The following is a 26086-nucleotide window of genomic DNA, read 5'->3' as shown; positions in this document are numbered from 1 at the left end:
CGGCGCCGGCCCGTGCACCGGCGGCTGACCCGGGGCGGGGCGGTTCTCCGGGACCGGGGCGGGGGGAGGGCGCCGGGAGCGGTGCGCCGTCCGGGACCCTGGCGGGGAGCGCGCGGCCGTGCGGGGCGGGCCCGGGGACGGGGAGGACGTCGCGGAACGGGACGGCGTCGCGGGCCGGCAGGGGCAGGCCGTTCGGGGCCGGGGCGGGATGGCGTTCGCTCGGCGGCACCACCGGCTGCGGCACGGTGCTGGTCTCGCTGAGGAAGACGCGCCGCACCACGCGCTTGGCGGCGCGCCCGTCGTCGTACGGGCAGAAGCGCTCCCGGAACGCGGTCCGCAGCTCGGCGGCGTGCGCGTCCTGCCAGGCGCCGCCGGCGAACACGTCGATCAGCTCGTCCTCGGTGCGGACCACCGGGCCGGGGGTGTCGCCGGGCCGGCCGGAGAGCAGGTCGAAGTAGACGCCGCGGGTGGCCCGGTAGACCTCCCAGTCGTCGGCGTGGATGACGATCGGGCGGTCGAGGTTGGCGTAGTCGAACATGATGGACGAGTAGTCGGTGACCAGCGCGTCGGCCGCCAGGCAGAGGTCCTCCACCCGCGGGTGGGCCGAGACGTCGATGATCCGCGGCTCCCCGAAGGACTGGTCGCGCAGCCCGTCGGGGTGGAAGTAGTGCGCGCGGGTGAGCAGTACGAACCCCGGACCCAGCCCGTACGCGATCCGGGCCAGGTCCAGCCGGGGGACGCAGCCGCGCTGGTAGTCGCGGTGCGTCGGGGCGTACAGGATCGCCGTCAGTTCGGGCCGGATGCCCAGGTCGGCGCGGATCCGGGCGACGTCGGCGGCGTCCGCGCGCTGGAAGACGTCGTTGCGCGGAGAGCCGTACTCGAGCGTGCGGTGACCGGCGGGGTAGACGCGCTCCCAGACCAGGCTGGAGTGGTGGTTGGCGGAGAGGCTGAAGTCCCAGTCGTCGACCCGCCGCAGCAGCCGTTCGAAGTCCAGGTCCCCGGCGGCGGCCGGGTGTTCCCGGAGGTCCAGCCCCATGTGCTTGAGCGGGGTGCCGTGGTGGGTCTGGAGCATGATCTGGCCGGGGCGTTTGCGCAGCCGGTCGGTGAAGTTGACGTTGTTGACCAGGTAGCGGGCCCGGGCCAGGGCCGCCCAGTACGCCATCGAGCCGGGGTGCAGGCGGCGCACCCCGGGCGGCAGGGTGTGCGCGTACTCCGGGGTGGTGATCCACGCGGTCCGGATGTGCGGGGCCATCTCGCGGACCTTCGCCTCGATCGCGGCGGGGTTGCAGGCGTAGCCGCGGTGCCAGTACGCGGAGAAGACGGCGAGCCTCGGGTCGAGGGGCAGGCAGCGCTGGAGCCGGTAGTGGACGTCGAGGACCGCGGCGCGCAGCGCCCGGCGGACGGTCAGCGCCAGCCGGGCGGCCCGCCGCCACCGCCGGCGGGCGCCGCGCACCAGCCCGAAGGTGCGGCAGGCCCCGAGCCGCAGCAGCAGCGAACGCGCCCGGATCCGGAACGCGGTGGCCGGGTCGTCGGCGACCCCCGGGTGGTAGCGGCGGTGGTGGGCGCGGGTGCGGCGGGCGAACTCCGCGCGGGTGCCGGGGGGCAGCCGGTCCGGCGCGGCGTAGACCGCGGCCAGGTGGTCGAGCATCCGGCGGAACAGCAGCGGCCGCCAGTCGGCCAGGTCGGGCCGGGCGTCGAGGAAGGCGAAGACCCGGTCGTACTGGTCGAAGACGTCGAAGTGGTCGCGGCCCGCGGTGCTCAGGATGCTGCCGTGCCTGCGCTGCCGGTAGTGGACGCAGACCCGGTCCAGGGTGGTGATGCCGGGCGCGGTCAGCAGCACCGGGAAGGTCCACGGGACGTCCTCGTAGAGGCCGGGCGGGAAGCTGAAGCCCTCGCGGGTGACGAAGTCCCGGCGGTAGGCCTTGTTCCAGGCGACCATCAGCAGCTGGGCCAGTTCCGGCCGGTCGGCGGGGCGGAACACCTCGGGGCGCCCTGCGGCCGGGGCGAGCAGGGCGGACTTGGCGTTGCGGGTGGTGCTGCCGCTCCAGTGCAGCCGGGCGTAGTCGTAGACCAGCAGTTCCGGGTCGCCGGTGGCGGCCAGCCGGTCGGTGACGGCCCGCAGGGTGCCGGGAACGAGCACGTCGTCGCTGTCGAGGAAGATCAGGTAGTCGCCGGTGGCGTGGGCCATGCCGGCGTTGCGGGCCCGGCCCAGGCCCACGTTCTCCGGGAGGTGGACGACGCGTACCCGGTGGTCGCGGGCGGCGGTCTCGTCGAGGATCGCGCCGCAGGCGTCGGGGGAGCGGTCGTCGACGGCGATCAGCTCGAAGTCGGTGAAGTCCTGGGTCAGGACGGATCGCAGGCAGTCGTGCAGGTACGCCTGGACCTGGTGGACGGGGACGATGACGCTGAACCGGGGCACGGCGAATCCCAAGGGTCGACGCAAGCGGAATGTTTGTCCCACTATCATCTGAATGATTATGGAATCGTAGGTTCTGCTCCGCTCGGGTCGGGGAATACGCCCCGTTCGGCGTAACGGCGAGGGGCCGGGCGGGAAGCCCGTCGGCTCCCCGCCCGGCCCCCGCCGGTCCCGCGGCCGCTACTTCACGGCACCCGCCATCACACCCGACACGAACTGCCGCTGGAAGGCGAAGAAGACCGCCAGCGGTACCACCATCGAGATGAACGCGCCCGGGCCCAGCACGTCGATGTTGTTGCCGAACTGCCGCACCTGCTGCTGCAGCGCCACGGTGATCGGCGGGTTGCCGCTGTCCGCGAAGATCAGCGCGACCAGCATGTCGTTCCAGACCCACAGGAACTGGAAGATGCCCAGCGAGGCGATGGCCGGGCCGCCCAGCGGCAGCACCACCCGGAAGAACAGCCGCAGCTCCCCCGCGCCGTCCAGCCGCGCGGCCTCCAGCAGCTCCCGGGGGATCTCCGCGAAGAAGTTCCGCAGCAGGAAGATCGCGAACGGCAGGCCGAAGGCGGTGTGGAAGAGCACCACGCCGGTCGTCGTCTCGAAGATCCCGACCTCACCGAACAGCTTGGCCACCGGGATCAGCGCCACCTGCACCGGCACCACCAGCAGACCGACCACCACCAGGAACCAGCCGTCCCGCCCGGGGAAGTCCATCCAGGCGAACGCGTAGCCCGCCAGCGCGCCGATCAGCACCACCAGCACCGTGGCCGGCACGGTGATCGCCGCCGTGGTCCACAGCGAATCGGTGATCGCCTCGTTGCTCAGCAGGTCGTCATAGGAGCCGAAGGTGAGCTGCCCGGGGTCCCCGAACACCTTCCACCAGCCCGAGACGTCCACATCGGCCGGGTCCCGCAGCGAGGACAGCAGCAGCCCGGCCGTCGGGGTCAGCCACAGCAGCCCCACGACGATCAGGAAGAACCGCGCCGCGCCGCCCCCGGCCCGGGCCGCGATCCGCGACGCCAGCGACTCCCGGGCGGCACCGGACTTCCCGGCCCCGGAGCCCGCGCCCCGCGATCCGGCCTTCGGGGCGGCGACCGCGGCGGTGCCCTCGGTCGCGGCCGTGTTGGATTCGGTCATCGGCGGCGCTCCCTGCGGATCCGGCGGACGTTGAAGTACATGACGGGCACCACGAGCACCAGCAGGAACACCGAGATCGCGCTGCCGACACCCTGGTTGACGTCGGTCCCGAAAGACGACTGGAAGAGCTGGAGCGCGAGCACGTTGGCGTCGTCCTGCGTGGTGCCCGGCGCGATGATGTAGACCAGGTCGAAGATCTTCAGCACGTTGATCATCAGCGTGACCATGACCACCGCCAGCACCGGTGCCAGCAGCGGCACCGTCACCCGCCGGAACACCTGCCACTCACTGGCCCCGTCCACCCGGGCCGCCTCCAGCAGCTCCCGCGGCACGCTCGCCAGACCGGCCGCGATCAGCACCATCGCGAAGCCCGCCCACATCCACACGTAGGAGCCGATGATCGCCGGGGTCACCAGCGACGGCCCCAGCCAGTCCACCCCGTTGTACGGCTCGTCGAAGTTCGCCGCCGGGAGTCTCAGCTGCGCCCCGTCCGCCGAGGCCGGCAGGGTGTAGGTGCCGTCGGAGCGGGTGGTGGTGCTCGCCACCACCTCACCGTCCCGGACGGCCTCCACCTCCACCCCGGCCAGCGCCTTCTCGCCCCGGTCCAGCGCCCCGTGCCGACCGCCGCCGCCCCGGGTGAAGTCGAACCAGACCGTGCCGGTGACCTTCCCCGGCTCCGGCCGGGCGGCCACCGCGTCCGCGGCCCCGCCGATGTCCCCGCGCTTCGCCCCGACCAGCGGGATCAGCTGCGGGGAGCCCGCCCGGGCCGCCGCCGGCGCGGTGTACGAGCCGTCCGCCGACTCGCCCAGCCCGGCACCGGAGCGCGGATGGGCGCCGGGGAACGGCGGCCGGTCGGCGAAGGTGTCGTGGATCCCCACCCCGATCGCGTTCGCCACGCCCCGGTCCGGGTCCTGCTCGTACACCAGGCGGAAGATGATGCCCGCGGCCAGCATGGAGATCGCCATCGGCATGAAGACGACCAGCTTGAACGCCGTCGCCCAGCGGACCCGCTCGGTCAGCACCGCGAAGATCAGGCCCAGCGCGGTGGCCACCGACGGGGCGACCACCACCCAGATGATGTTGTTCTTGACGGCGGTGCGGATCGAGTCGTCGGAGAACACCTCCCGGTAGTTGTCCAGCCCGACGTACCCGTCGCCCGACGCGTCGAAGAGACTGCGCCAGAGCGAGTAGCCGATCGGGTAGACGACGAGTGCGCCCAGCAGCGCCAGCGCGGGCAGCAGGAACAGTGCCGCCACCCAGGGGCGGGTGCCCAGGACGGACCGTCCACGGCCCTTGCCCTTGCCCTTGGTCGCGGTCGTGCCCGGCCCGCGCTTGCGCTGGGCGGGCAGATGTGTGTCGGCAGACGGTGGCGAGCCAGGTGTGGCCCCGCCGCCCGGAGTCGCGGTCGACATGGTGTGGGTCTCCCCGGTCGCGTGATCAGTTCTGGTACGCCTTGGCGGCGTCGGCCTCCAGCCGGCGCTGGATGCCTTCCACATTCCGCGGGTCGGCGAGGAAGTCCTGAAGGGCCTTCCACTCGCCCTGCGCCGGCTTGCCGCCGAACGCCGCGGGGGCCTGGTCGGACATGTCGAAGCGGAAGTCGTCGCCCGCCGCGATCAGGGCCTTGGCGACGTCCCGGAGCGGGGCGTTGGGGTAAGCCGCCACGTCCAGCGCCTTGTTCGCCGAGATGAAGCCGCCCGACTGGGCCCAGATGTGCGCCGCGTCCGGCGAGGCGAGGAAGGTCAGCAGGGCCTGCGCCGCCTTGTTCTCCTTCAGCGCCACGGCCACGTCCCCACCGGTGACCACCGGCGCCTTCCCGCCCACCGCGGGGAACGGGAACACCTTCGCCTCCGCGCCGAGTTCGGCGCCCGCGTCGGCGATGTTCCCGGCCACGAAGTCGCCCTCGAAGACCATCCCGGCCTCCGGCTCGGCGGCGTTGCCGAACGCCTTGGTCACCGAGTCGGGGAACGCGGTCTGCAGCGAGCCCTGCCGTCCGCCCGCGAGAAGCCCCTTGCCGCCCCACAGTTCGGCCAGGGTGTTCAGCGCCTCGGTCACCGACGGGTCGGTCCACTTGATCTTGTGCTGGGCGAGCTGGTCGTACTTCTCCGGCCCCGCCTGGGAGAGGTAGATGTTCTCGAACCAGTCGGTGAGCGTCCAGCCGTCCGCGCCGCCGACGGACACCGGGTCGGTCCCCGAGTCGGAGATCAGCTGCGCCTGGCGGAGGAAGTCCGGCCAGTCCTTCGGCTCCTTGGCCCCCGCGTACTCGAAGACCGAGGTGTTGTACCAGATCAGCGACTTGTTGCTGACCTTGAAGTACACCCCGTACCGGGTGCCTTCGTGGGAACCGAGGTCCTGCCAGCCCGGCGAGAAGTTCTTCGCCAGCTGCGCCTCGGCCTCCGGCCCCAGCGGCTTGGCCCAGCCCTTCTCCGCGAACTCCCGCAGCACCCCGACCTGTCCCACCAGCGCCACGTCCGGCGGCTGTCCGCCCGCGATCTTCGATCCGACGAAGGAGGACATGTCGTCGCCGCTCGGCACGAACGACACCTCGGCGCCGGTGCGCTTCTCGAACTCGGCCAGGACCCTGGTGAAGTTCTCCTGCTCCGAACCCGTCCACACCGCGGTCACCTGGAGCTTCTGCCCCGACAGCCGGGGCAGCTCCACCGTGGTCGGCGGCGGGCTGCCCACCGCCGCGCCGTCCTCGGCGCCGCAGCCGGTGGCGGCCACGCCGAGGGCCGCCACCGCAGCCCAGACGAGTGCTACCCGCGTTGAACGCCGCGCCGGCCGTGCCCGCACCGAAGCGGGCGAACGCCATGACGGCCGTCCGCGCTCCGTGTGCCGCGAGCGCAGCGAGCGCTCCCTGTGAGGCGGTTTGCGCATCCCCGTCGTCCCTCCCGTACCGGCCCTGTCCCCGCGGCCCCGTGTCTGCCCGGCGGGCGGACGCGCGGTCCGCGCCCGTATCCGGTGGCCGACGGCCGCGTCCGGTCCGCGGCCGGCCCCCGGTCCCGCCTCGGGCCCGGGACCGGCGGCTCGTGCCCGTGCCGGCCGTGCCCGTTCGCACAGTCCTACGCCCGGCCACCGACCGCCGCAATACCGTGATCGCGGTCAACTCACTGATCGTGACCGGGATGTGATGAACAGTTAGGAGAGTCGTGGAGGAGTCGGACAGGAGGGAAACGCGGGGCAGGTGAGACACCTTCGGGCAGGCCCGGCACACCGGCCGGCCCCGGCCACGGCCCCGGCCCGGCCCTGGCCCCGCCCCTGGCCCCGCCCCCGGCCTCGGCCCCGCGCCGCTCGCCGGTGGCTGAGCCGGGCTCCGGGCTCCGGGGTGCGGTGTGCCGGCGGGGCGGGGTGGTGGGCGGGTGCCGGTCCGGCCGCTGCGGGCCGATGGCGGTGGGCCGGTGGCGGTGGGCCGGCCCCGCCTTCTGCGGGCGGGCCCCGGCCTTCCGATGTGCCGGGGCCGGTCTTCCGCGGGGCGGCACCCGGCCTTCCGGTGGCCGTGGCCGGTCTTCCGCGGGGCGGGCCTGCCCCGACGGCTGCCCCGCCTCCGGGGCTGTGCACGGTGCCGTACCCGGCCGTTGGCCGGTGGCTGAGCCGGGCTCCGGGCTCCCGGCCCGGTGCGCCGGCGGCGCGGGGCGGTGGCCGTTTCCCCATCCGCTCGCCGCGGGCCCGCCCGCCCCGGCGGGCCCGGTGCCGGCGGCGTGACCGAGGACGGGACGGGGCGGGCCCGCGTGGTGGCGGGCCCGCGCGGGGGCGGGGCCGGCCGGGGGCGGTGGGCCGGCGTCCGCGCCCTACACCAGCGCCGGGATGGTGGCGGCCTCGGCCGACTGCGCGGCGCGCTGCAACGCGCTGGCGAGCAGGGCCAGGTCCGTCGGCCCGTTGCCCAGCTCACGCAGCGGCCGCCGGGTGGGCGGATCGCCCATCCGGGCCCAGTCCAGCGGCACCACGGTCGGCCGCTGCGTCGCGGTGCGCGGTATCCGCCCGGTGACCCGACCGGCCTGGAACGGGGTGACCACCCCGTCGTCCGGCCGGTACAGGCGGCCGCGGCCCGGCACCGTCTCCCCGGCCGCCGCCCGCCCGGCGTCCGGCGCCCCGCCGTCGCCGGGGCCGTTCTCGCCGCCCCCCGCCCCGCCGGTGGAGGGCGGCTGCGACTCCAGGGTGATCCACAGACCGGCGCGTTCCACGGCCGCCGTGTCCGCGGTCCGGTCCGGGCGGCCGGACGCGGCGACCAGGTGCACCCCCAGCCGGGCGCCGTCGCGGGCCACCGCGTCCAGCGCGCGGACCACCGAACCCGCGGCGGGCCTTCCCGGGCTGCCGAGCGCGGGCGCCACCAACGCGTCGAAGTCGTCCACCAGCACGACGAGCCGGGGCAGCGCGGTACGGGCGGTGAGCCGCTCGCCGCCCGCCTCACCGGACCGCTGGGCGGTGGTGCGCAGTTTCAGCGTGCCGCTGGGCGCCGGATCGAGATCGCCCCGGCGGCCCTGCTCGCCGCCGGGGGCGGGCTCCGGCGGGGCGGCTCCGGAGCCGGTGCCGGCCGGGCGGCCCGGGTCCGTCCCGGGGGAGGCCGGAGCCGTTTCGCCGGGCGGCGGGGCGTGCGGCGGCCGGGCGCCGGCCGGGGCGGGCGCGTCGGCGGGGGACCGGGGCGGGGCGTCGAGCGCGGCCGCTACCGAACGCACCCCGGGCGCCCCCGCGCGCGCCGGCCGTGCCGGGCCGGCCGGGTCCGCGCCGGTCCGGGCGTCCCCCGGGCGGCGCGGCGCGACCACCCGCGGGCCGGCCTCCTGCTGCGTGTGCCAGGTCACGAAGTCCAGCTGGCCGAGGAGTTCGGCGCGGCGCTTGAGCTCCGAGGAGAGCGCCTGGGCGAACTCCCGCATCCGGACTGGGTCCGAGGCGGCCAGATAGGTGGTGACGTGCGGCAGGTCGGTGCAGACCCGCAGCCCCTCACCCCGGTCGGAGCCACCGCCGTCCACCAGCACCAGACCGAGCCGGTCCGGCCGTTCGGCCGCGGCGAGGGAGGCGGCGACCGACCGCAGCAGTTCCGTCTTGCCGGTGCCCGTGGCGCCGTCGATCAGCAGGTGCGGCCCGTCGGCGGCCAGGTCCACGGAGATCGGGCCGTCGGAACCCGCCCCGAGCACGGCGAGGGTCCGGCCACCGGCCGGCACCTCGTCCGCGGCGGCGGCCCATCGGGCCATCAGCGAGGCGGGTGTCGCTCGGGCCAGGCCCAGCTCGTCCAGCAGCCGGGCCGCGGCGGGCGGCGCGGCGGCTCCCCGGCCGGTTCCGGTGCCCCGCCCGGAGCCGGAGGGGCGCAGCGGGGCCAGCGCGCGGGCGAACCGCTCCGCCCAGGCGGCGGACACCGCGTCCACCGTCGCGACCCCCTCGAACACCTCGGCCGGGCCGGACGGGCGGCCCGCCCCGGGCCGGGGGCGGCCGGGCACCACCGGCTGGGCGTGCCGGGTGTCGGCGTCGGCCGGGCCGTGGCCGCCCCAGGGGTCGCCGCCCCTCCCGGCGGCCGGGGCCCGGTGCGGGGTGTGCGGCCCCGCGCCGTCCGGCTGTCCTGGGTGCCGGTCGCCGCCCGCCGCGCCGGTGTCGTGGGCGGGGTGGCGGGGCGGGCCGGCCGCCGGCGCCGGGCCGCCGGGCCCCGCCGGGGCCGAGGGGTGCCGGGTCGGTCCCGGGACCGCCGGGCGGTACCGGTCGGTCCCCGCGGGGTGCGGCGGGGTGCCCGGGCCGGCGACCGGGTACGCGGCGGCCCCGGTGCCGGACGTCGTGGCGGCGCCGGGCGTGTGGTGCGGGTGCTGCTCGGGGCCCGCGGCGCCGGCGGGACCGCCGGGGCGGGCACCGCCGTCCTGGGGCCCGCCGGCCCCGCCGCCCCGGTACGGGTCGGAGGGGGCGGCGTCCCGGTCGCCGTCGGCGGCGGGCCCGGGGTGGGGGCCCGCGGCCCGGGCCCACGCACCGCTGCCGGTGGTCGCGGTGGTGGCGGACGCGGGGTGCTCACCGGGCCCGTGCCGCGGCCCGCCGGCCGGCGCGCTCCCGCCGCGCTGCGCCCGCGCGGGGCGCAGCAGCCGCAGCCCGGTCGCGACGTCGCCGCTGAGCAGGGCGACCGTCCCGCACTCGGCGAAGACCGGGGAGACCGCGCAGGCGCGCGCGTGGCCGGCGGCCACCGGCGCCCCGGCCGGGAGCGACTCCACCTCGGCGAGGCAGACCAGATGGACACCGCCCGCCGCGCCGCCCGCGGCGAGGCGGGCGAAGGTGTCGCGCAGCGCGGGTGAACCGGGGTCGCCGTCGACGACCACCACCGTGTACGGGCCGGAGTACCCCCGTGCCGCGGCGTCCACCGCCTCCGGCGGGGCGGTGGACCAGGCGGGTCCGAGTGCTTCGCCGGCGTCCAGCCGGCGCACCAGCTCCGCGGCGCGGGCCGCGGCCTGCTCCCGGTCGTAGGCGAGCAGCAGCCGGCAGTCCTGCCCGTGCGCCGGGTGCAGCTGCGGGAGCCACCCGAGCCAGGACCACTCGGCCAGCCGTTCCTGGTTCGAGCGGGCCCGGTCGGTGCTGATCAGCACGATCTCCAGGGCGGCGGGCGAGTGCAGCGCGGCCAGCTGCGCGATCACCGACCGGGTCAGCCCGGACAGCCGGGCGCGCGGGCCGGCGAGGCCCAGTGCGCCGGTCCGGCGCAGGTCCACGGTGACCGGGGCGGCCGGGACCACCGCGCCGCCGGGCGCCACCCGGTCCGCCGCGCCGAGCCGCACGGTCAGCGCGTCCGGATGGCCGGGGCCGCGCTCCCACAGCCGGTGGCCGGGGGCGAGCGCGGTCATCAGGATGTCCGCCGGGTCGGGCCATCGCCGCTGCATCGCCGCGGCCTCGGCGGTGGCCCGGGCCCGCAGCTCCTCCTCGTCGGCGGCGGCCGGGTCGCCGTCTCCGGCCGGGCGTCCGTCCGCGGTCCGGCCGCCGGTGATCCGGCGCGCCCATGCGCCTATGCCGCGGCGGCGCTGCGGTGCCGCGGCCGGTTCCCCGTCCGCCGCGCCGGCCCCGTACACCACTTCGAACGTCTGCGGGCCGACCCCCGGAGGGGGTACCGGCACGGTCCCGCCGGAGCCACCGGGGGCGCCCGGCGGGCGGCCGCCGGGGCGCGGGGCGGCCGAGAGGGGGTTGCCGTGCGCCGGCGCCCCGCGCCCGTGACCGGGCGCGCCCGGGCCGCGGCCAGGCCCGTTGCCGCGGTACGCCCCCGGCCCGGCGTCCCCGGTGTCGTCGGCGTTCTCGTGGGCCGCCGCGGCCACCCGCAGGTGGCCCTCGCCGTCCGGGGCGGTGCCCGGCCCGGACGGCTCTCCGGCGGCGGGCGTGCGCAGGCGGAGCGCGGACTCCCCGATGCGCAGCAGCGCGCCGGGGGCCAGCGGGACCGGGTCGGCGCCCACCCGCCGCCCTTCGAGTGCCGTGCCGTTGGTGGAGCCCAGGTCGGCCACGGTGACCCGGCCGTCCTCGGCGACCGTCACCGCGCAGTGCAGCCGGGAGACGTCCGGGTCGTCCAGCGGTACCTCGGCGTCCGTGGAGCGGCCTATCCGGACCTGGCCGCCGTGCAGCAGGTGCACCCCGCCCGCGTCCGGGCCGGCGACGACGTGCAGCCGGATGCCCGCGGCGGCCTCGGCCGCCGGGTCGCCGGACCAGGCGTGCGGGCCGGCCGGGGCGCCGAGCGAGACCACCGCTCCGTCCACCAGCGGCGGCTCGCCGAGGGCGCAGCGCTGCGGGTCGAGCCGGTCCGCGCCGGAGTACACCGGCACCGTTCCGCCGCCGGTGTCGGATCCGGCCGCCGCCAGGGCGTCGGCCAGTCCGCTCGTCACGGCGCCCAGCGGGGTGCCGGTGGGGGCGGTGACCAGGACGTCCACCGCCACGGTCGGCCCGGCGGGGGCGGCGGGCGGGCGGGCTGCCGGGCCGGGGCCGTCGGGCCGGCCGGCGGGTGGCTCCGGCGCCGGGCGGCCGGGGCGGCCCGCGGGGCCCGGTCGGCCCAGCGGGCCGGGGTGGGCACCGCGAGGCCCGAGGACGGTCAGCCGGATCCGCATAGCCGTCAACGGTCCCTTCTGCCCGACGGGCGCTGCCGGGGGTGCCGTGGCACCCCCTGTCGCCGCCCCGGGCGCGTCGGCACGTACAGGTCGCACGACACGGAACGCGGCCCCCGCTTCGTACCGTCACCGACTCCGTGCCGCGTGCATCCTCGCACCTGCCGCTGACACTTCGCCCGGCGGCCACCGTTTCATGATCTTGTTTGTTCGGTCGGTCGGCCGAAATTGCCTGCCCGGGAACGGGGTGAGCGCGTCGGTGGCAGCCTGGTGCCGGATTCCGATCGTCTGCCGTCCGCTCCTGGCGCCCGCGGTGCCCGCCGGGGCCCCCGCCGGGGCCGGACGCGGCCTTGCCGGGCCCTTCCGGCCGCTCACCGCCCGTCCCGCCCCGGCCGCGACGCCGGGCCCCGGCCCGGTGCCCCACCGGACCCTCGGGTGCCACCCGGCTCCACCCGGCTCCGGCCGCCCGTTCCGCACCGGTCTCCGCCGGGGGCGATCCGCCCGGCAACCATCTGGCCGGATCCTGCGTCTTCCTCCCGAGTCGCGGGTGCCCGGCGCGCTCCGCCGCGGTGGTCCGCCCTTCGAGCGGTCAGCCCGGTGGGTGGCGCGGCGGCACTACAGTGGTGCGGACGTGCCGCGTCCGGCGGCCGGAGAAGGACCGGAACGGTGGCGGGCCCGTCGCCACAGCACCACGCAAGGCACCACAGCAGCAGGCGGGACCGACACACGACCTCGATCAGGGAGCGCATGACGTGCGGCCGGTAGGCAGCAAGTACCTCTTGGAGGAGCCGCTCGGGCGCGGAGCCACGGGCACCGTCTGGCGTGCCCGTCAGCGGGAGACGGCGGGCTCCGAGGCCGCCGTGGCCGGGCAGCCCGGCGAGACCGTCGCGATCAAGGTCCTCAAGGAGGAGCTCGCGAACGACGCCGAGATCGTGATGCGCTTCCTGCGCGAGCGGTCCGTGCTGCTCCGGCTCACCCACCCCAACATCGTCCGCACCCGCGACCTGGTGGTCGAGGGTGATCTGCTGGCCCTGGTCATGGACCTGATCGACGGCCCGGATCTGCACCGCTACCTCCGGGAGAACGGCCCGTTCACCCCGGTGGCCGCGGCGCTGCTCACCGCGCAGGTCGCCGACGCGCTCGCCGCCAGCCACGCCGACGGAGTCGTGCACCGCGACCTCAAGCCCGCCAACGTGCTGCTGGCAGGCACCGGCGAGGGCGAGCAGATGCACCCGATGCTCACCGACTTCGGCATCGCCCGGCTGGCCGACTCCCCGGGTCTGACCCGCACCCACGAGTTCGTCGGCACCCCGGCCTACGTGGCCCCGGAGTCCGCCGAAGGCCGCCCGCAGACCTCGGCCGTCGACATCTACGGCGCCGGGATCATGCTCTACGAACTGGTCACCGGGCGGCCCCCGTTCGCGGGCAACACCGCCCTGGAGGTCCTGCACCGGCACCTCAGCGAGGAGCCGCGCCGGCCCACCACCGTCCCCGAGCCGCTGTGGACGGTGATAGAGCGCTGCCTCCGCAAGAGCCCGGAGGAGCGGCCCAGCGCCGAGAGCCTGGCCCGCGCGCTCCGCGTCGTCGCCGAGGGGGTCGGGGTGCACGCCTCGCCCGCGCAGGCCGAGGCCGCGATGGGCGTCGCCGCGCTGCTCGCCCCGGACCCGGCGCCCGCGCCGGTGCCGGACGACGGTGCGGCCGGTGCGGCCGATCCCACCCAGGTGCTGCCCAGCGGTGCCGCCGGCGGGCCGGCCGGCCACGACCCGGCCGCCGCGACCAGTGTGCTGCCGCGCACCGGTGGCGGCCCGGACGCCGACCCGACCCGGGCGATGCCCTCCGGTTCCGGTCCCGGCGGCGCGGCCGACGCCACGCGCGCCATGCCGCCGGTGGGCCCCGGCGCCAGCCCGGACGACCCGCACCCGTGGCAGAACCAGATGCGCGCGGCCCGCGACCGCAACGAGCAGACCCAGTACCTGGACCCGGGCCAGGACCCGCTGCGCCGCCGGCCGCAGCGCCGCCCCGCGCAGCAGCCGCCGCAGCCGTACCAGCAGCGGGCGCCGCAGGGCCCGCCGCAGCGGCAGCAGCAGCCCCCGCCGTACCAGCCCTACCCGCCGCAGCAGGCGCACCCGGCGCCCTACGGCCAGCACCACCCCCCGGCGCCCGCTCCGGCTCCGGCCCCGGCGCCGTACCAGGCCCCGCCGCCCGCCCCGGCTCCGGCGCCGTACGCGCCGCCGCAGCAGCCGCAGCCGCCCGCGCGTCAGCGCCGGGAGCCGCGTCAGCGCGGCTCCAGCCCGATGCGGATCCCGGGCATGGGCTGCCTCAAGGGCTGCCTGTTCGTGGTGGTGCTGCTGTTCGTCGGCTCGTGGCTGGTGTGGGAGCTGACCCCGCTCAAGGACTGGGTGGCGGACGGCAAGGACTTCTGGGACTCGCTCACCGACCTGGTCGGTCAGATCCAGGACCTGCTGGCAAAGGTGCAGGTCTGACCGCGGGGGCCGGGTTCCCGCCGGGACCCGGCCCCGCTGCCGGCCGCGGCGTCCTCCGCCCCGGCCCCCCCGTCGGCCCGCTTTGCGGATTTGTCGACATCCGAAGGGTGTTTTCCGCCGCAGAAGTGACAGTTCGCGGAGACTGTTGCTCCGAACGGGGCAGCGGGCGCGTAGCTTTGTCGCCAACGTGCCCCTGTCGGAGGATTCGGAGCAGTCTTGTCACGGAAGATCGGCAGCCGGTACACCGCCAACCAGGTCCTGGGCCGCGGCAGCGCCGGCACGGTGTGGCTGGGTGAGGGCCCCGACGGCCCGGTGGCCATCAAGCTCCTGCGCGAGGACCTCGCCGCGGACCAGGAGCTCGTCGGCCGGTTCGTCCAGGAGCGCGCCGCGCTGCTCGGCCTGGACCACCCGCGGGTGGTCGGCGTGCGCGATCTGGTGGTCGACGGCAACGACCTCGCCCTGGTGATGGACCTGGTGCGCGGCACCGACCTGCGCAGCCGTCTCGACCGGGACCGGCGGCTCGCCCCGGAGGCGGCCGTCGCCATCGCGGCGGACGTCGCCGACGGGCTGGCCGCCGCGCACGCCGCCGGGATCGTGCACCGCGACGTCAAGCCGGAGAACGTGCTGCTGGACATGGAGGGCCCGCTCGGCCCCGGCGGCTCGCACCCGGCGCTCCTCACCGACTTCGGCATCGCCCGGCTCGTCGACTCCCCCGGCCGCACCGCCACCGCCGCGGCCGGCCGCACCGCCACCACCCGGGTCATCGGCACCCCCGACTACCTCGCCCCCGAGATCATCGAGGGGCTGCCGCCGCGCGCCAGCGTGGACGTCTACGCCCTGGCGACCGTGCTGTACGAGCTGCTGGCGGGCTTCACCCCGTTCGGCGGCGGGCACCCGGGCGCGGTGCTCCGCCGCCACGTCACCGAGACCGTCGCCCCGCTCCCCGGCATCCCCGACGAGCTGTGGCAGCTCCTCGTCCAGTGCCTGGCCAAGGCCCCGGCGTCCCGGCTGCGCGCCTCCGAGCTGGCCGCCCGGCTCCGCGAGCTGCTGCCGAACCTGGCCGGCTACCCGCCGCTGGACATCGACGAGCCGGACGACGACGCTCCGGCGCCGCGGACCGACGGAGAGTACGACGGCCCGTACGCCGCCGACCCCGGCCGGACCGGGCCGGCGGCCGGCGGCCGCCCGCGCGGCGCCGTGCCGCTGGTGCCGGGCGCGGCCCCCGACTCCAACCGGGACACCCACACCAGCATGCGGGTGCCGGACGCCGATGAGCTGGCCGGTGGCGCCCACGGCACCGCCCGCGCCCCGCGCGCCGCCGGACAGCGGCGGGCCGGGTCGGCGCGCAACCGCACGGCGTCCGGCGCGGTACGCCGCCGCCGGATCGGCCTGGGGGTGGCCGCGGCGGTGGTCGCCGCGGCCGGGCTGGGCGGCCTGCTCGCGCTCGGGCAGGACGACGGCGGCGACACCCCGGGCGGGGAGAGCGAACACTCCGCCCCGGACGAGCCCGGCACCCCCTGACCCGGCCGGGCCGCCCGAGCCCCAAAGGCGCCCGAGCTGCAAAGGTGCCCGCATCCCGTTCCGCCCGTCCCGTCCCGGGGCCGCCCGCGTCCCGGGGCCGCCCGAGCCCCAAAGGTGCCCGCATCCCGTTCCGCCCGTCCCGTCCCGGGGCCGCCCGAGCTGCGGGCCCGTCCGCGTCCCGGCCCGCCGGGGGCCGCCCGAGCTGCGGAGCCGTCCGCGCTCTCCGGCGCCCGCGCTCCGGGCCCGTCCGCGTCCCGGCCCGCCGGGGGCCGTCCGCGCTCCCCGGGGCCTTCCCCCGGCGGGCGGCGGGGCACCCGCCGCCCGCCGGAGCCGGTCGCGGGACGGGCCGGGACAGGTTTCCTCCGTCAGCCGTTACGCTGGTCCCGTGGCAGTCGTCGATGTATCCGAAGAGCTGAAGTCCCTCTCCTCCACCATGGGGTCGATCGAGGCGGTCCTCGATCTGGACAAGATGAGGGCCGATATCGCCGTGCTCGAGGAGCAGGCGGCGGCGCCGTCCCTGTGGGACGACCCGGAGAACGCGCAGAAGATCACCAGCCGGCTCTCCTACCTCCAGGGGCAGCTGCGCCGGGTCGAGGAGCTGCGCGGCCGCATCGACGACCTCGAGGTGCTCTTCGAGCTGGCCGACGCCGAGGACGACGCGGACGCCCGGGGTGAGGCCGAGGCCGAGCTGGGCTCGGTGCGCAAGGCGCTCGACGAGATGGAGGTCCGCACCCTCCTGTCCGGCGAGTACGACGCCCGTGAGGCCCTGGTGAACATCCGCGCCGAGGCCGGTGGCGTCGACGCCGCCGACTTCGCCGAGAAGCTGCAGCGCATGTACCTGCGCTGGGCCGAGCGGCACGGCTACAAGACCGAGGTGTACGAGACCTCCTACGCGGAGGAGGCCGGCATCAAGTCCACCACCTTCGCGGTGCAGTCCCCGTACGCCTACGGAACCCTCTCCGTCGAGCAGGGCACCCACCGGCTGGTCCGCATCTCGCCCTTCGACAACCAGGGCCGCCGCCAGACGTCCTTCGCCGGCGTCGAGGTGCTGCCGGTGGTCGAGCAGACCGACCACATCGAGATCGACGAGTCCGAGCTGCGGGTGGACGTCTACCGCTCCTCCGGCCCCGGCGGCCAGGGCGTCAACACCACCGACTCCGCGGTGCGCCTGACGCACATCCCGACCGGCATCGTGGTCTCCTGCCAGAACGAGCGCTCGCAGATCCAGAACAAGGCGACCGCCATGAACGTCCTCCAGGCCAAGCTCCTTGAGCGCCGCCGTCAGGAGGAGCAGGCGAAGATGGACGCGCTCAAGGGCGACGGCGGCAACTCCTGGGGCAACCAGATGCGTTCCTACGTCCTGCACCCGTACCAGATGGTCAAGGACCTGCGCACCGAGCACGAGGTCGGCAACCCGCAGGCCGTGCTGGACGGCGAGATCGACGGCTTCCTCGAGGCGGGCATCCGCTGGCGCAAGCAGCAGGAGAAGTAGCCCGGCGAAGGCCCGGCGGGCACCCGCACGGGGTGACGCCGGGCCTTCGCTGGCGGCGTTCACCGGCGTGCGCCGCACGCCCTCCGGCGCCCCAACCCGCCCCCGATACCGGCTGTTTCGTCACAGTCACGTAAGTGTGCAGGCGGCAAGGACCTGCATACCGGACATCTCGTACGCAATGCCCTTGACGCTCCTGGGGAAACTGGGAAAGCTGACGCGCGGCATGCGTATGAACTGGGGCGCGTGCGAAGGGGGCAAGCGGACCGCCCGATGGCCGGGTCCGCAACTCGGTACCCCCCGACGGCCGTTGCCCCGACGCTGCTCCATGGACGAGTACAGCTACTGGGGGTAGCAGCATATGACGAAGAAGACGCGGCTGCGCGTCGCCCGGATCGCCGCCGGGGCGGTGATCGCGGCCGGTGCGTCGCTGACCGCGGCCGGCGCCGCTTCGGCCGTCGGCATCGATGTGGCGGGCGTGAGCGCCGACGCGAACGTCGACAAGGACGGCGCCGAGGTCAGCGTGATGGTCGGCGCTCCGGACGACGACCCGACCGTCGACCCGACCGACGACCCGACCACCATCCCGACGGGCCCGACCGGTCAGCCGACGAACCCGCCGACCGGCGAGCCCACCAACCCGCCCACGGGCGAGCCGACGAACCCGCCCACGGGTGAGCCGACGAACCCGCCGACCGGTGAGCCCACCAAGCCGCCCACGGGTGAGCCCACCAACCCGCCGACCGGTAAGCCGACGGACCCGCCCACGGGCGAGCCGACCGACCCGCCGACCGGTGAGCCGACCGACCCGCCCACCGGCAAGCCGACCGGCAAGCCGACCGAGCCGGGTGACGACGATGACGACAACAACGGCGGCGGCACCGGTGGCAACACCGGTGGCAACACCGGTGGCAGCACCGGCGGTGACAACACCGACACCGACAGTGTGAGCAGCCAGCCCGTGCAGCAGGGCGAGGCCAAGGAGGAGCTGGCCGAGACCGGCGCCTCCGGGACCACCTTCCTGCTGGTCGGCGCCGCGACCATGATCGCCGGTGGCATCGGCTTCCGGCTCATGCCGCGTCTGGTCAACCGTGGAGCGGCCGCCTGATCCCAGGCGGACCCCGCCGTGCGGCGGACCACCCGAAAGGGCCCGGAGCGGAGACGCTCCGGGCCCTTTCGGGGTATTCGCGTGATGTGTGATCGGCTGCGCCGGCGGCCAGAGCGCCGCCGGTGTCACCGGGTGTCACCCGGCGTCACCGCGAGACAGGGGTGGTGACGGTCCGTGCCGGGCCGGGGGTCTCAGGCCACCGCGACCTCGTGCGCCACCAGGGCCACCGCGATCAGTGCCACCAGCAAGGACAGTAGGGCGGCCGGGGTCAGCCCGCCGAACACCCCGTCCTGCTGCATGCGCGCCCGGCTGGCCCGGCAGACCGGACACCTGCCCTCGCTCACCGGACTCGCGCAGTTGGCGCAGACGAGCTTGTCGTACGTCATGCGCACTCCTTTCCCGCGCGGCCGGGCCGCTGCCGCCGCTTCGCTACGGCTCAACGCCCTCAGGCCCGGGTTCGTTCCCCTCTGGGACTGTTGCCCTGGATTCGGGCCGTACTCCCTTCCACTGTGCCAGCTTCCGGTCGGATCGGCGCGCCCCGAGCGATTCCGTACCCGGCCCGTACCCGGCCCGTACCCGGACCGTGCCGAGCTGGGCCCGTCTCCGGGGCCCCGGATTTCGGGCCCGGGGCCCCGGAGACGGGCCCCCGGGCCCCTCCGTGGCACGGGTGCACGGCGCTCTCCCGGCGGTTTTGTCCCCGATGTAGCGCGATGTGCCCCGTTGCGCCGTGAATAACGGCACCAACCCGGAGTGACGACTGCGCGCTCGCACGCGGTTCGCGTATGGTCACGCACACCGACGGGAGCCGCGCAAGCGGCAGCCCGTGCCCCCTATACAGGTCGACCGTGGTGCGCTAAGTGATCCGATTCGACAACGTCTCGAAGTCCTACCCCAAGCAGAACCGCCCCGCACTCAGGGACGTCTCGCTGGAGATCGAGAAAGGCGAGTTCGTCTTCCTGGTGGGCTCCTCGGGGTCCGGCAAGTCCACCTTCCTGCGCCTGCTCCTCCGCGAGGAGCGGGCCACCCACGGCGCCGTCCACGTGCTGGGGAAGGACCTGGCCCGGCTCTCCAACTGGAAGGTGCCGCAGATGCGCCGCCAGCTGGGGACGGTGTTCCAGGACTTCCGGCTCCTCCCGAACAAGACGGTGGGGGAGAACGTGGCCTTCGCCCTGGAAGTGATCGGCAAGCCGCGCGCCGCCATCCGCAAGACCGTGCCGGAGGTGCTGGAACTGGTCGGGCTCGGCGGCAAGGAGAGCCGCATGCCCGGTGAGCTCTCCGGTGGTGAGCAGCAGCGGGTGGCCATCGCCCGGGCGTTCGTCAACCGGCCGCTGCTGCTGATCGCGGACGAGCCGACCGGCAACCTCGACCCGCAGACCTCGGTCGGCATCATGAAGCTGCTGGACCGGATCAACCGGACCGGGACCACCGTGGTCATGGCCACCCACGACCAGCAGATCGTGGACCAGATGCGCAAGCGCGTGATCGAACTTGAAAAGGGCCGTCTCGTACGCGACCAGTCGCGCGGCGTCTACGGCTACCAGCACTGAAAGGACGCCATGCGCGCCCAGTTCGTCCTGTCGGAGATCGGCGTCGGTCTCCGCCGAAACCTCACGATGACCTTCGCGGTGATCGTCTCCGTCGCCCTCTCGCTCGCCCTGTTCGGCGGGTCGCTGCTCATGCGCGAGCAGGTCAGCAGCATGAAGGGGTACTGGTACGACAAGATCAACGTCTCGATCTTCCTATGCAACAAGAACGACAAGGAGACCTCGGAGAACTGTGAGAAGGGCGCGGTCACCGACGCGCAGAAGAAGGAGATCCGCGCCGAACTGGAGCGGATGAACATCGTCGAGAGCATCGAGTTCGAGACGGGCGAACAGGCGTTCAAGCGCTACAAGGAGGAGTTCGCCGACTCACCGCTGGCCAGCTCGCTGACCCCGGACCAGATGCAGGAGTCGTTCCGCATCAAGCTGAAGGACCCCGAGCAGTACCGGGTGATCTCCAGCGCCTTCGCGGCGCGTCCGGGCGTCCACGAGGTCACCGACCAGCGGGACACCCTGGAGAGCCTGTTCAACCTGCTCAACGGCATGCAGTACGCGGCGCTGGGGGTGATGGCGCTGATGCTGGTGGTCGCCCTGCTGCTGATCGTCAACACGGTCCGGGTCTCCGCGTTCAGCCGGCGCCGGGAGACCGGGATCATGCGGCTGGTCGGCGCGTCCAGCTTCTACATCCAGATGCCGTTCATCATGGAGGCAGCCATCTCCGGGCTGCTGGGCGCGGTGTTCGCCTGCGTCCTGCTCCTCGGCGGGCAGCAGTTCCTGGTCGAGGGCTGGCTGACCGACCACATAGAGGTCATCCACTTCATCGGCTGGGACGCGGTCTTCGCCAAGCTGCCCTGGGTGCTGCTGATCGGGCTGATGATGCCCGCCCTCGCGGCCTTCTTCGCGCTCCGCAAGTACCTCAAGGTGTGAGCCGACCCCCCGTCAGCACCCGGGGCCGAGCGGGCACCTCGGGTGCGAATCAAGTCCCTCCGGTGTGAATTTCGCCCCCGGGCGCCGTACGGTCAACCCTCCGTACGGCGCCCTTCGGTGTCCTAGACTCACCGGCATGTCAGGCCCGTGTTCGCCCGCTACGCCGCGCCCGCCCGCAGTCCACCACCCGCAACCGGGTCCCCGGCGCGCCAGGCCCACCGTCCGCCGCGGGGCGGCCCTGACACTGGTCTTCGCGAGCGCCCTGGCCACCGGGGCCGCCACCGGCTCGTGGGGCGACGCCCCGCGGGCCGCCGAGGAGGCCGCGGCCGCCCGCATACCGTCCCAGCAGGTCGCGAGCATCGCGGACGTGGCCGAGGTGGAGGCGGCCGCGGCCGCCGCCGAACAGGACGGCGGCTCCGGCTCCGCCGCCGCCCGGGAGGTGGTGAGCCGCAGCGGGGACCGCTGGGGCGCGGTCTACAGCGCCCAGGAGTACGAGGGCTTCCGGCAGCAGCTGGACGGCACCTACGTGGGGGTCGGGGTGGCCGTCCGGCGCGGACCCGACGGCGGGATCGAGGTGGACCGGGTCGAGCCGGGGAGCCCCGCCGAGCGGGCCGGTGTCCGGCCCGGTGACGGGCTGCGCAGCGTGGACGGCACCGGTACCGCGGCCCGCCCGGTCACCGAGGTCGTCTCCCGGCTCCGCGGCGACGGGCAGCCGGACCCGGCCGGCACCGAGGTGGTGCTCGGGCTGCGCCGGGGCGAGCGGCAGTGGGAGCGGACCGTGCGCCGGACCCGGCTGAGCACCGACCCGGTCACCGTCGACCGGCTGACCGACCAGGAGCCGAACGCCACCCGGGTCAGGGTGAGGGCGTTCACCGAGGGCGCCGGGGAGCAGGTGCGGCGCGCGGTCAGCGAGGCACCGGAGGGCGACGGCATCCTGCTGGACCTGCGCGGGAACTCCGGCGGGCTGGTCACCGAGGCGGTCGGTGCCGCCTCCGCCTTCCTGGACGGCGGCCTGGTCGCCACCTACGACGACCGGGGCCGGCAGCGGGTGCTGGACGCCGCGGCGGGCGGCGACACCGGCACCCCGGTGGTGGTGCTGGTCGACGGCGGCACCATGAGCGCCGCCGAACTGCTGGCCGGTGCGCTCCAGGACCGCGGCCGCGCGGTGGTGGTCGGGTCCCGGACCTTCGGCAAGGGATCGGTGCAGATGCCGCGGGAACTGCCCGGCGGTTCGGTCGCCGAGCTGACCGTGGGGCACTACCGGACTCCCTCCGGCCGGACCCTGGAGGGCACCGGGGTCGCCCCCGACCTGGACACCGGCGGCCGGGGGAGCGAGGCGGCCGAGAGTCGCGCCCGTACGGTATTGAGTGGCCTCGGGGAGGGGTCCTAGTGCGACAATGGCCGCGCTATGGCTAAAGAGACGGGTCGCAAACTGGTCGCGCAGCACAAGAAGGCGCGGCACGACTATCACATCCTGGACACCTACGAGTGCGGGATGGTGCTGACCGGCACCGAGGTGAAGTCGCTCCGCCAGGGGCGTGCCTCGCTGGTCGACGGTTTCGTGCAGATCGACGGGCACGAGGCATGGCTGCACAACGTGCACATCCCCGAGTACACCCAGGGGACGTGGACCAACCACAGCGCGCGCCGGAAGCGGAAGCTGCTGCTGCACCGGGCGGAGATCGACAAGCTGGAGATGAAGACGCAGGAGACCGGGCACACCATCGTGCCGCTGGCCCTGTACTTCAAGGACGGCCGGGCCAAGATCGAGATCGCGCTGGCCAAGGGCAAGAAGGAGTACGACAAGCGGCAGACGCTGCGCGAGAAGCAGGACCGCCGGGAGGCGGACCGGGCGATCTCGGCGGCCCGGCGCCGGCAGCGGGCGTAGCGTCCCGGACACTCCGGGTGGCGCCGCGCGCTCCGGCGGCCGCTGCCCGGCGCACCCCGCCGGGCGGCGGGAATACGCTGGCAAGGGTCCGTGTTGATCCCGTACGATGGCACCTGCGCCCCTTGGTGAGGGCGCGGGCAACACCTTGAAAAAACAACATGGGGATGATCGGTTTCGACAGCGGCTGTCGAAGCAGGGGAAGCGAGCCGAGGAAGCGGCAATGATCTCGTAAACCATATGCCGAAACCAATAATCGCCAACACCAAGCGCGATTCCTTCGCCCTCGCTGCCTAAGTAGCGACTTGCGAAGTGTCAGCCCGGGGCTGTTCCCGACCCGGATCCTGGCATCAGCTAGGGGACTAAACCACTAAGCCCGGTCACGGGGCGTAGTGGGAAATCAAACAGTGGCTGAGCCCGTCGGAGACTTGTCCGCGTGATCTCCGGGGCTGAGAAAAGCACAGCGGACTGCGCTCGGAGAAGTCCTGGTTCCGCACCGTTGGACGCGGGTTCGATTCCCGCCATCTCCACTCATCCCATGTGAGGCGAGGCCCCGCTGTCGTGACGACGGCGGGGCCTTCGTCGTACAGCGGGGCGCTCGGCGTTGTGGGGCCGCGCACCATGGCGGTGGCGGGTGCAGGGGCCTACGGTCCGTCGGCATGACCCCCATGAATGTCATGCGCAAGACAAGATCGGCGGTGTTCCGTCTGGTCGTCGCGGTACTGGCCGCCCTGGCGGCGGTGGCCTCCCCGGCGGTGCCCGCCGCCTTCGCGGTCCCTCCGGTGGCCGCCCCGGCCGGCACCATCGAGCAGGTCGGCGGGTTCGGCACCAATCCCGGCGCGCTGACCATGTACCGCTACGTCCCCCAGGGACTGCCCCCGGGACGCCCCGTCGTGGTCGCGCTGCACGGCTGTACCCAGAACGCGCCCGACTACGGGACCCGGAGCGGATGGCTGGAGCTGGCGGACCGCTGGGGATTCTCCCTGGTCCTGCCGGGTCAGACCCCCCTCAACAACGGCAACCGGTGCTTCAACTGGTTCCTCCCCGCGGACATCGCACGCGGGCAGGGCGAGGCGGAGTCCGTCCGGCAGATGGTGGACCGGCAGCTGGCCGACACCGGCGGCGACCGGGCGCGGGTGTACGTCTCCGGGCTGTCGGCGGGCGGCGCCATGGCCGCGGTGCTGACCGCCGCCTACCCGGACCGGTTCGCCGCCGGCGGCGTCGTCGCCGGGCTCCCGTACGGCTGCGCACAGGCCGCCGGATCTCCCTACGTGTGCATGTACGTGGGGGCCACCCAGACCCCGAGCCAGTGGGGCGACCGGGTGCGGGCCGCCGCCCCGCGCGGCCACGGCGGCCCCTGGCCCCGGATGACGGTGGTGCACGGCACCGCCGACCAGACCGTCCGCCCGGTCAACATGGCCGACCTGGTGGCCCAGTGGACCGACGTGCACGGCACCGACCGCACCCCGGACACCGAGGACACCGTCGGCGGCGTGCCGCACCGCGTCTACCGCGACGCGAACGGGGCCGCGGCCGTGGAGACGTACACCATCACCGGCATGGGCCACGGCCAGCCGGTCGACCCGGGGACCGGCGACGGACAGTGCGGGACCGCCGGCCCGTACCTGCTGGACGTGGAGTGGTGCGCGGCCCACCGGATGGGCGCCGGCTGGGGGTTGGACACCCGGTAGCGCGCCGTGGCGCCGGACGGGCCGCGGGGCCGCCCGGCGCCGCCCGCCCCCGGCGGGTGCCCTGTCGCCCGGCACCGTTCTGCGGGATCCTGCCGTGCCATGAGGAGACGCCCGAGTGCCCTGCCGCGCCCCACCCGCGCCTGGACCTGGCCCCTGGTCCTCGGCCTGACCGCCACTCTCACCTGGAGCGGTCCCGCCGGTGCCGACTCCGCCCGGTCCTCCCGGGACGGATTACCCCAGGCCATCGACGCCATCCTGGACGACCCCCGGCTGGCCGGCGGCGCGGCCGGGGTGGTCGTCGCCGACGCCGCGACCGGCGACATCCGCTACGAGCACCGCGGCACCGACCGTCTGATGCCCGCCTCCAACACCAAACTCGTCACCTCGGCCGCGGCGATGGAACTGCTCGGCCCCGACCACCGCTTCAGCACCGACGTGCTGACCGACGGCCGCCTCCGCGGGTCCGTCCTCACCGGCGACCTCTATCTGCGCGGCACCGGCGATCCGACCATGCTCGCGCGGGACTACGACCGGCTCGCCGCCGACCTGGCGGCCAAGGGCGTCAAGCGGGTCACCGGACGGCTGATCGCCGACGACACCCGCTTCGACACCCAGCGGCTCGGCCGCTCCTGGGCCGGCGACGACGAGTCCGCGTACTACGCGGCGCAGATCTCCCCGCTCACCGTCGCCCCGGACACCGACTACGACGCGGGCACCGTCATCGTGCGGACGGCGCCGGGCGGGAGCGCGGGCACCCGGCCCCGGGTCACCGTCACCCCGGCCAACGACCACGTCCGCATCGAGAACCGGGCCACCACCGTCGCCCAGGGCAGCCCGAACACCCTGGGCGTCGAACGCCGGCACGGCGGCAACACCATCACCGTCACCGGAAACCTCCCGCTGGGCGCCGCGCCGGCCACCCAGTGGGTGAGCGTGTGGGAGCCCACCGGCTACGCCGCCGCGGTCTTCGCCGACGCGCTCGCCGGCCACGGCGTCCGGGTCGACGGCGCGGTGCGCCTGGGCCTGGCCACCCCCGCCGACGCCGTGCCGCTCGCCACGCACCGCTCCATGCCGCTCAAGGAACTGCTGGTGCCGTTCATGAAGCTGTCCAACAACAACCACGCCGAGGTGCTGACCAAGGCCATCGGCCACCGGACGGCGGGCCGGGGCACCTGGAGCGCCGGGCTCGCCGCCATCGGCGGCTACCTCAAGCGCATCGGGGTCGACCCGGCCGCGCTGCGGCAGGTCGACGGCTCGGGCCTGTCCCGGCTGAACACGATCCCGGCACGGGAGTTCACCGCCCTGCTGCTCGCCGTGCGGGAGGAACCCTGGTACGCCGACTGGTACGCGTCGCTGCCCGTCGCCTGCGGGCCGGACCGGCTCACCGGCGGCACCCTGCGCTCCCGCATGTGCGGCACCCCGGCGGCCCGCAACGCCCGCGCCAAGACCGGGTCGCTGACCGGCGCGTCCGCGCTGTCGGGGTACGTCACCGACGCGGACGGCCGGGAACTCGTCTACTCCATCGTCCTCAACAACCACCTCGCCGCCTCGGTGAAGAGCGTCGAGGACGCCATCGTGGTCACGCTGGCCTCCTCCGGCGGGTCCGGAGCCGACGTCGCCACGGTGCGGCCGCCGCGTGCCGGCCGGGGTGCCGAAGCGCCCGGGGACCTGGAATGCGCCTGGCGGAAACCGGCGCGCTGCTGACGCCCCGCCCCCGCGGGACGGCTGTGGCTGCCCGGCGGCCGCCCCGCGGATGCGCGGTGGCCCGCCCGCGGGAGCCCGGCGGACGTACGGCGGATGGGCGGCGGCCGGACCGCGGGCAGCCCGTGGCCCGGCCGGGCCGATCGGGCTCCGC

15 protein-coding genes, 1 other RNA gene and 1 pseudogene are annotated in these 26086 nt (G+C 75.1%); 11 read left to right on the top strand and 6 right to left on the bottom strand.

All coding sequences use genetic code 11. The annotated features are described in order from the left end of the window. Positions 1-196: 196 nt before the first annotated feature. The 5 genes and pseudogenes from ACH4B3_RS26380 to ACH4B3_RS26360 all read right to left on the bottom strand — a co-directional run. Positions 197-2419 (bottom strand): annotated as a pseudogene (locus tag ACH4B3_RS26380) (CDP-glycerol glycerophosphotransferase family protein); the annotation flags it as partial. A gap of 177 nt (positions 2420-2596) precedes the next feature. After that, positions 2597-3553: a carbohydrate ABC transporter permease gene (locus ACH4B3_RS26375; protein WP_398466747.1), complete on the bottom strand. Its 957-nt coding sequence runs from the start codon at positions 3551-3553 to the stop codon at positions 2597-2599. Then, the gene (locus ACH4B3_RS26370) at positions 3550-4965 is read right to left on the bottom strand and encodes a carbohydrate ABC transporter permease (RefSeq protein WP_398466745.1); all 1416 of its coding nucleotides are present in this window, start codon (positions 4963-4965) and stop codon (positions 3550-3552) included. Before ACH4B3_RS26370 ends, ACH4B3_RS26375 begins: the two co-directional genes overlap by 4 nt. A 25-nt stretch (positions 4966-4990) precedes the next feature. Beyond that, positions 4991-6427 (bottom strand): ABC transporter substrate-binding protein, encoded by a 1437-nt coding sequence (locus ACH4B3_RS26365; protein WP_398466743.1) that lies wholly within the window; start codon positions 6425-6427, stop codon positions 4991-4993. A gap of 911 nt (positions 6428-7338) precedes the next feature. Continuing rightward, a complete protein-coding gene (locus tag ACH4B3_RS26360) occupies positions 7339-11421 on the bottom strand; it encodes an FtsK/SpoIIIE domain-containing protein (RefSeq protein ID WP_398466741.1) in 4083 nt (1360 codons plus the stop codon). A gap of 917 nt (positions 11422-12338) precedes the next feature. Between ACH4B3_RS26360 and ACH4B3_RS26355 the strand changes: the two genes are divergently transcribed. The 4 genes from ACH4B3_RS26355 (at position 12339) to ACH4B3_RS26340 (ending at position 18187) form a co-directional block, all read left to right on the top strand. Further along, on the top strand, positions 12339-14069 hold the full coding sequence (locus tag ACH4B3_RS26355) for a protein kinase (protein WP_398466739.1): 1731 nt from the start codon (positions 12339-12341) through the stop codon (positions 14067-14069). Between the two features lie 216 nt (positions 14070-14285). Then, a complete protein-coding gene (locus ACH4B3_RS26350) occupies positions 14286-15590 on the top strand; it encodes a serine/threonine-protein kinase (protein ID WP_398466737.1) in 1305 nt (434 codons plus the stop codon). A gap of 385 nt (positions 15591-15975) precedes the next feature. Continuing rightward, a complete protein-coding gene (prfB, locus tag ACH4B3_RS26345; protein WP_398466735.1) occupies positions 15976-17082 on the top strand; it encodes a peptide chain release factor 2 in 1107 nt (368 codons plus the stop codon). A gap of 358 nt (positions 17083-17440) precedes the next feature. After that, positions 17441-18187: a hypothetical protein gene (locus ACH4B3_RS26340; RefSeq protein ID WP_398466733.1), complete on the top strand. Its 747-nt coding sequence runs from the start codon at positions 17441-17443 to the stop codon at positions 18185-18187. Between the two features lie 191 nt (positions 18188-18378). Here ACH4B3_RS26340 and ACH4B3_RS26335 read toward each other — a convergent pair whose 3' ends face one another. Further along, positions 18379-18573 (bottom strand): hypothetical protein, encoded by a 195-nt coding sequence (locus ACH4B3_RS26335; protein WP_398466731.1) that lies wholly within the window; start codon positions 18571-18573, stop codon positions 18379-18381. A 471-nt stretch (positions 18574-19044) separates the two neighbouring features. Between ACH4B3_RS26335 and ftsE the strand changes: the two genes are divergently transcribed. From ftsE to dacB, 7 genes are all read left to right on the top strand, one after another. After that, positions 19045-19734, top strand: a complete 690-nt coding sequence (gene ftsE, locus ACH4B3_RS26330) for a cell division ATP-binding protein FtsE (protein ID WP_398466729.1) — start codon at positions 19045-19047, stop codon at positions 19732-19734. A gap of 9 nt (positions 19735-19743) precedes the next feature. After that, a complete protein-coding gene (gene ftsX, locus ACH4B3_RS26325; protein WP_398466727.1) occupies positions 19744-20655 on the top strand; it encodes a permease-like cell division protein FtsX in 912 nt (303 codons plus the stop codon). Positions 20656-20791: 136 nt separating this feature from the next. Further along, positions 20792-22045 carry a S41 family peptidase gene (locus tag ACH4B3_RS26320; RefSeq protein WP_398466725.1) on the top strand — a complete coding sequence of 418 codons (1254 nt, stop codon included), beginning with the start codon at positions 20792-20794 and terminating at the stop codon, positions 22043-22045. Between the two features lie 18 nt (positions 22046-22063). Then, a complete protein-coding gene (gene smpB / locus ACH4B3_RS26315; protein WP_398466723.1) occupies positions 22064-22543 on the top strand; it encodes an SsrA-binding protein SmpB in 480 nt (159 codons plus the stop codon). 160 nt (positions 22544-22703) lie between these two features. After that, positions 22704-23073, top strand: a transfer-messenger RNA (tmRNA) gene (ssrA, locus tag ACH4B3_RS26310). 126 nt (positions 23074-23199) lie between these two features. Beyond that, on the top strand, positions 23200-24231 hold the full coding sequence (locus ACH4B3_RS26305) for an alpha/beta hydrolase family esterase (RefSeq protein ID WP_398466721.1): 1032 nt from the start codon (positions 23200-23202) through the stop codon (positions 24229-24231). A 99-nt stretch (positions 24232-24330) separates the two neighbouring features. Beyond that, complete coding sequence (gene dacB, locus ACH4B3_RS26300; RefSeq protein ID WP_398466719.1) at positions 24331-25935, top strand: D-alanyl-D-alanine carboxypeptidase/D-alanyl-D-alanine-endopeptidase; 1605 nt, start codon at positions 24331-24333, stop codon at positions 25933-25935. Positions 25936-26086 lie beyond the last annotated feature (151 nt).

It is taken from the genome of Streptomyces sp. NPDC018031, assembly GCF_044327625.1.
Classification (GTDB): domain Bacteria; phylum Actinomycetota; class Actinomycetes; order Streptomycetales; family Streptomycetaceae; genus Streptomyces.
The sequence above is the reverse complement of the archived record's forward strand: the minus strand, read 5'-3'. Positions and strand labels throughout refer to the sequence as shown.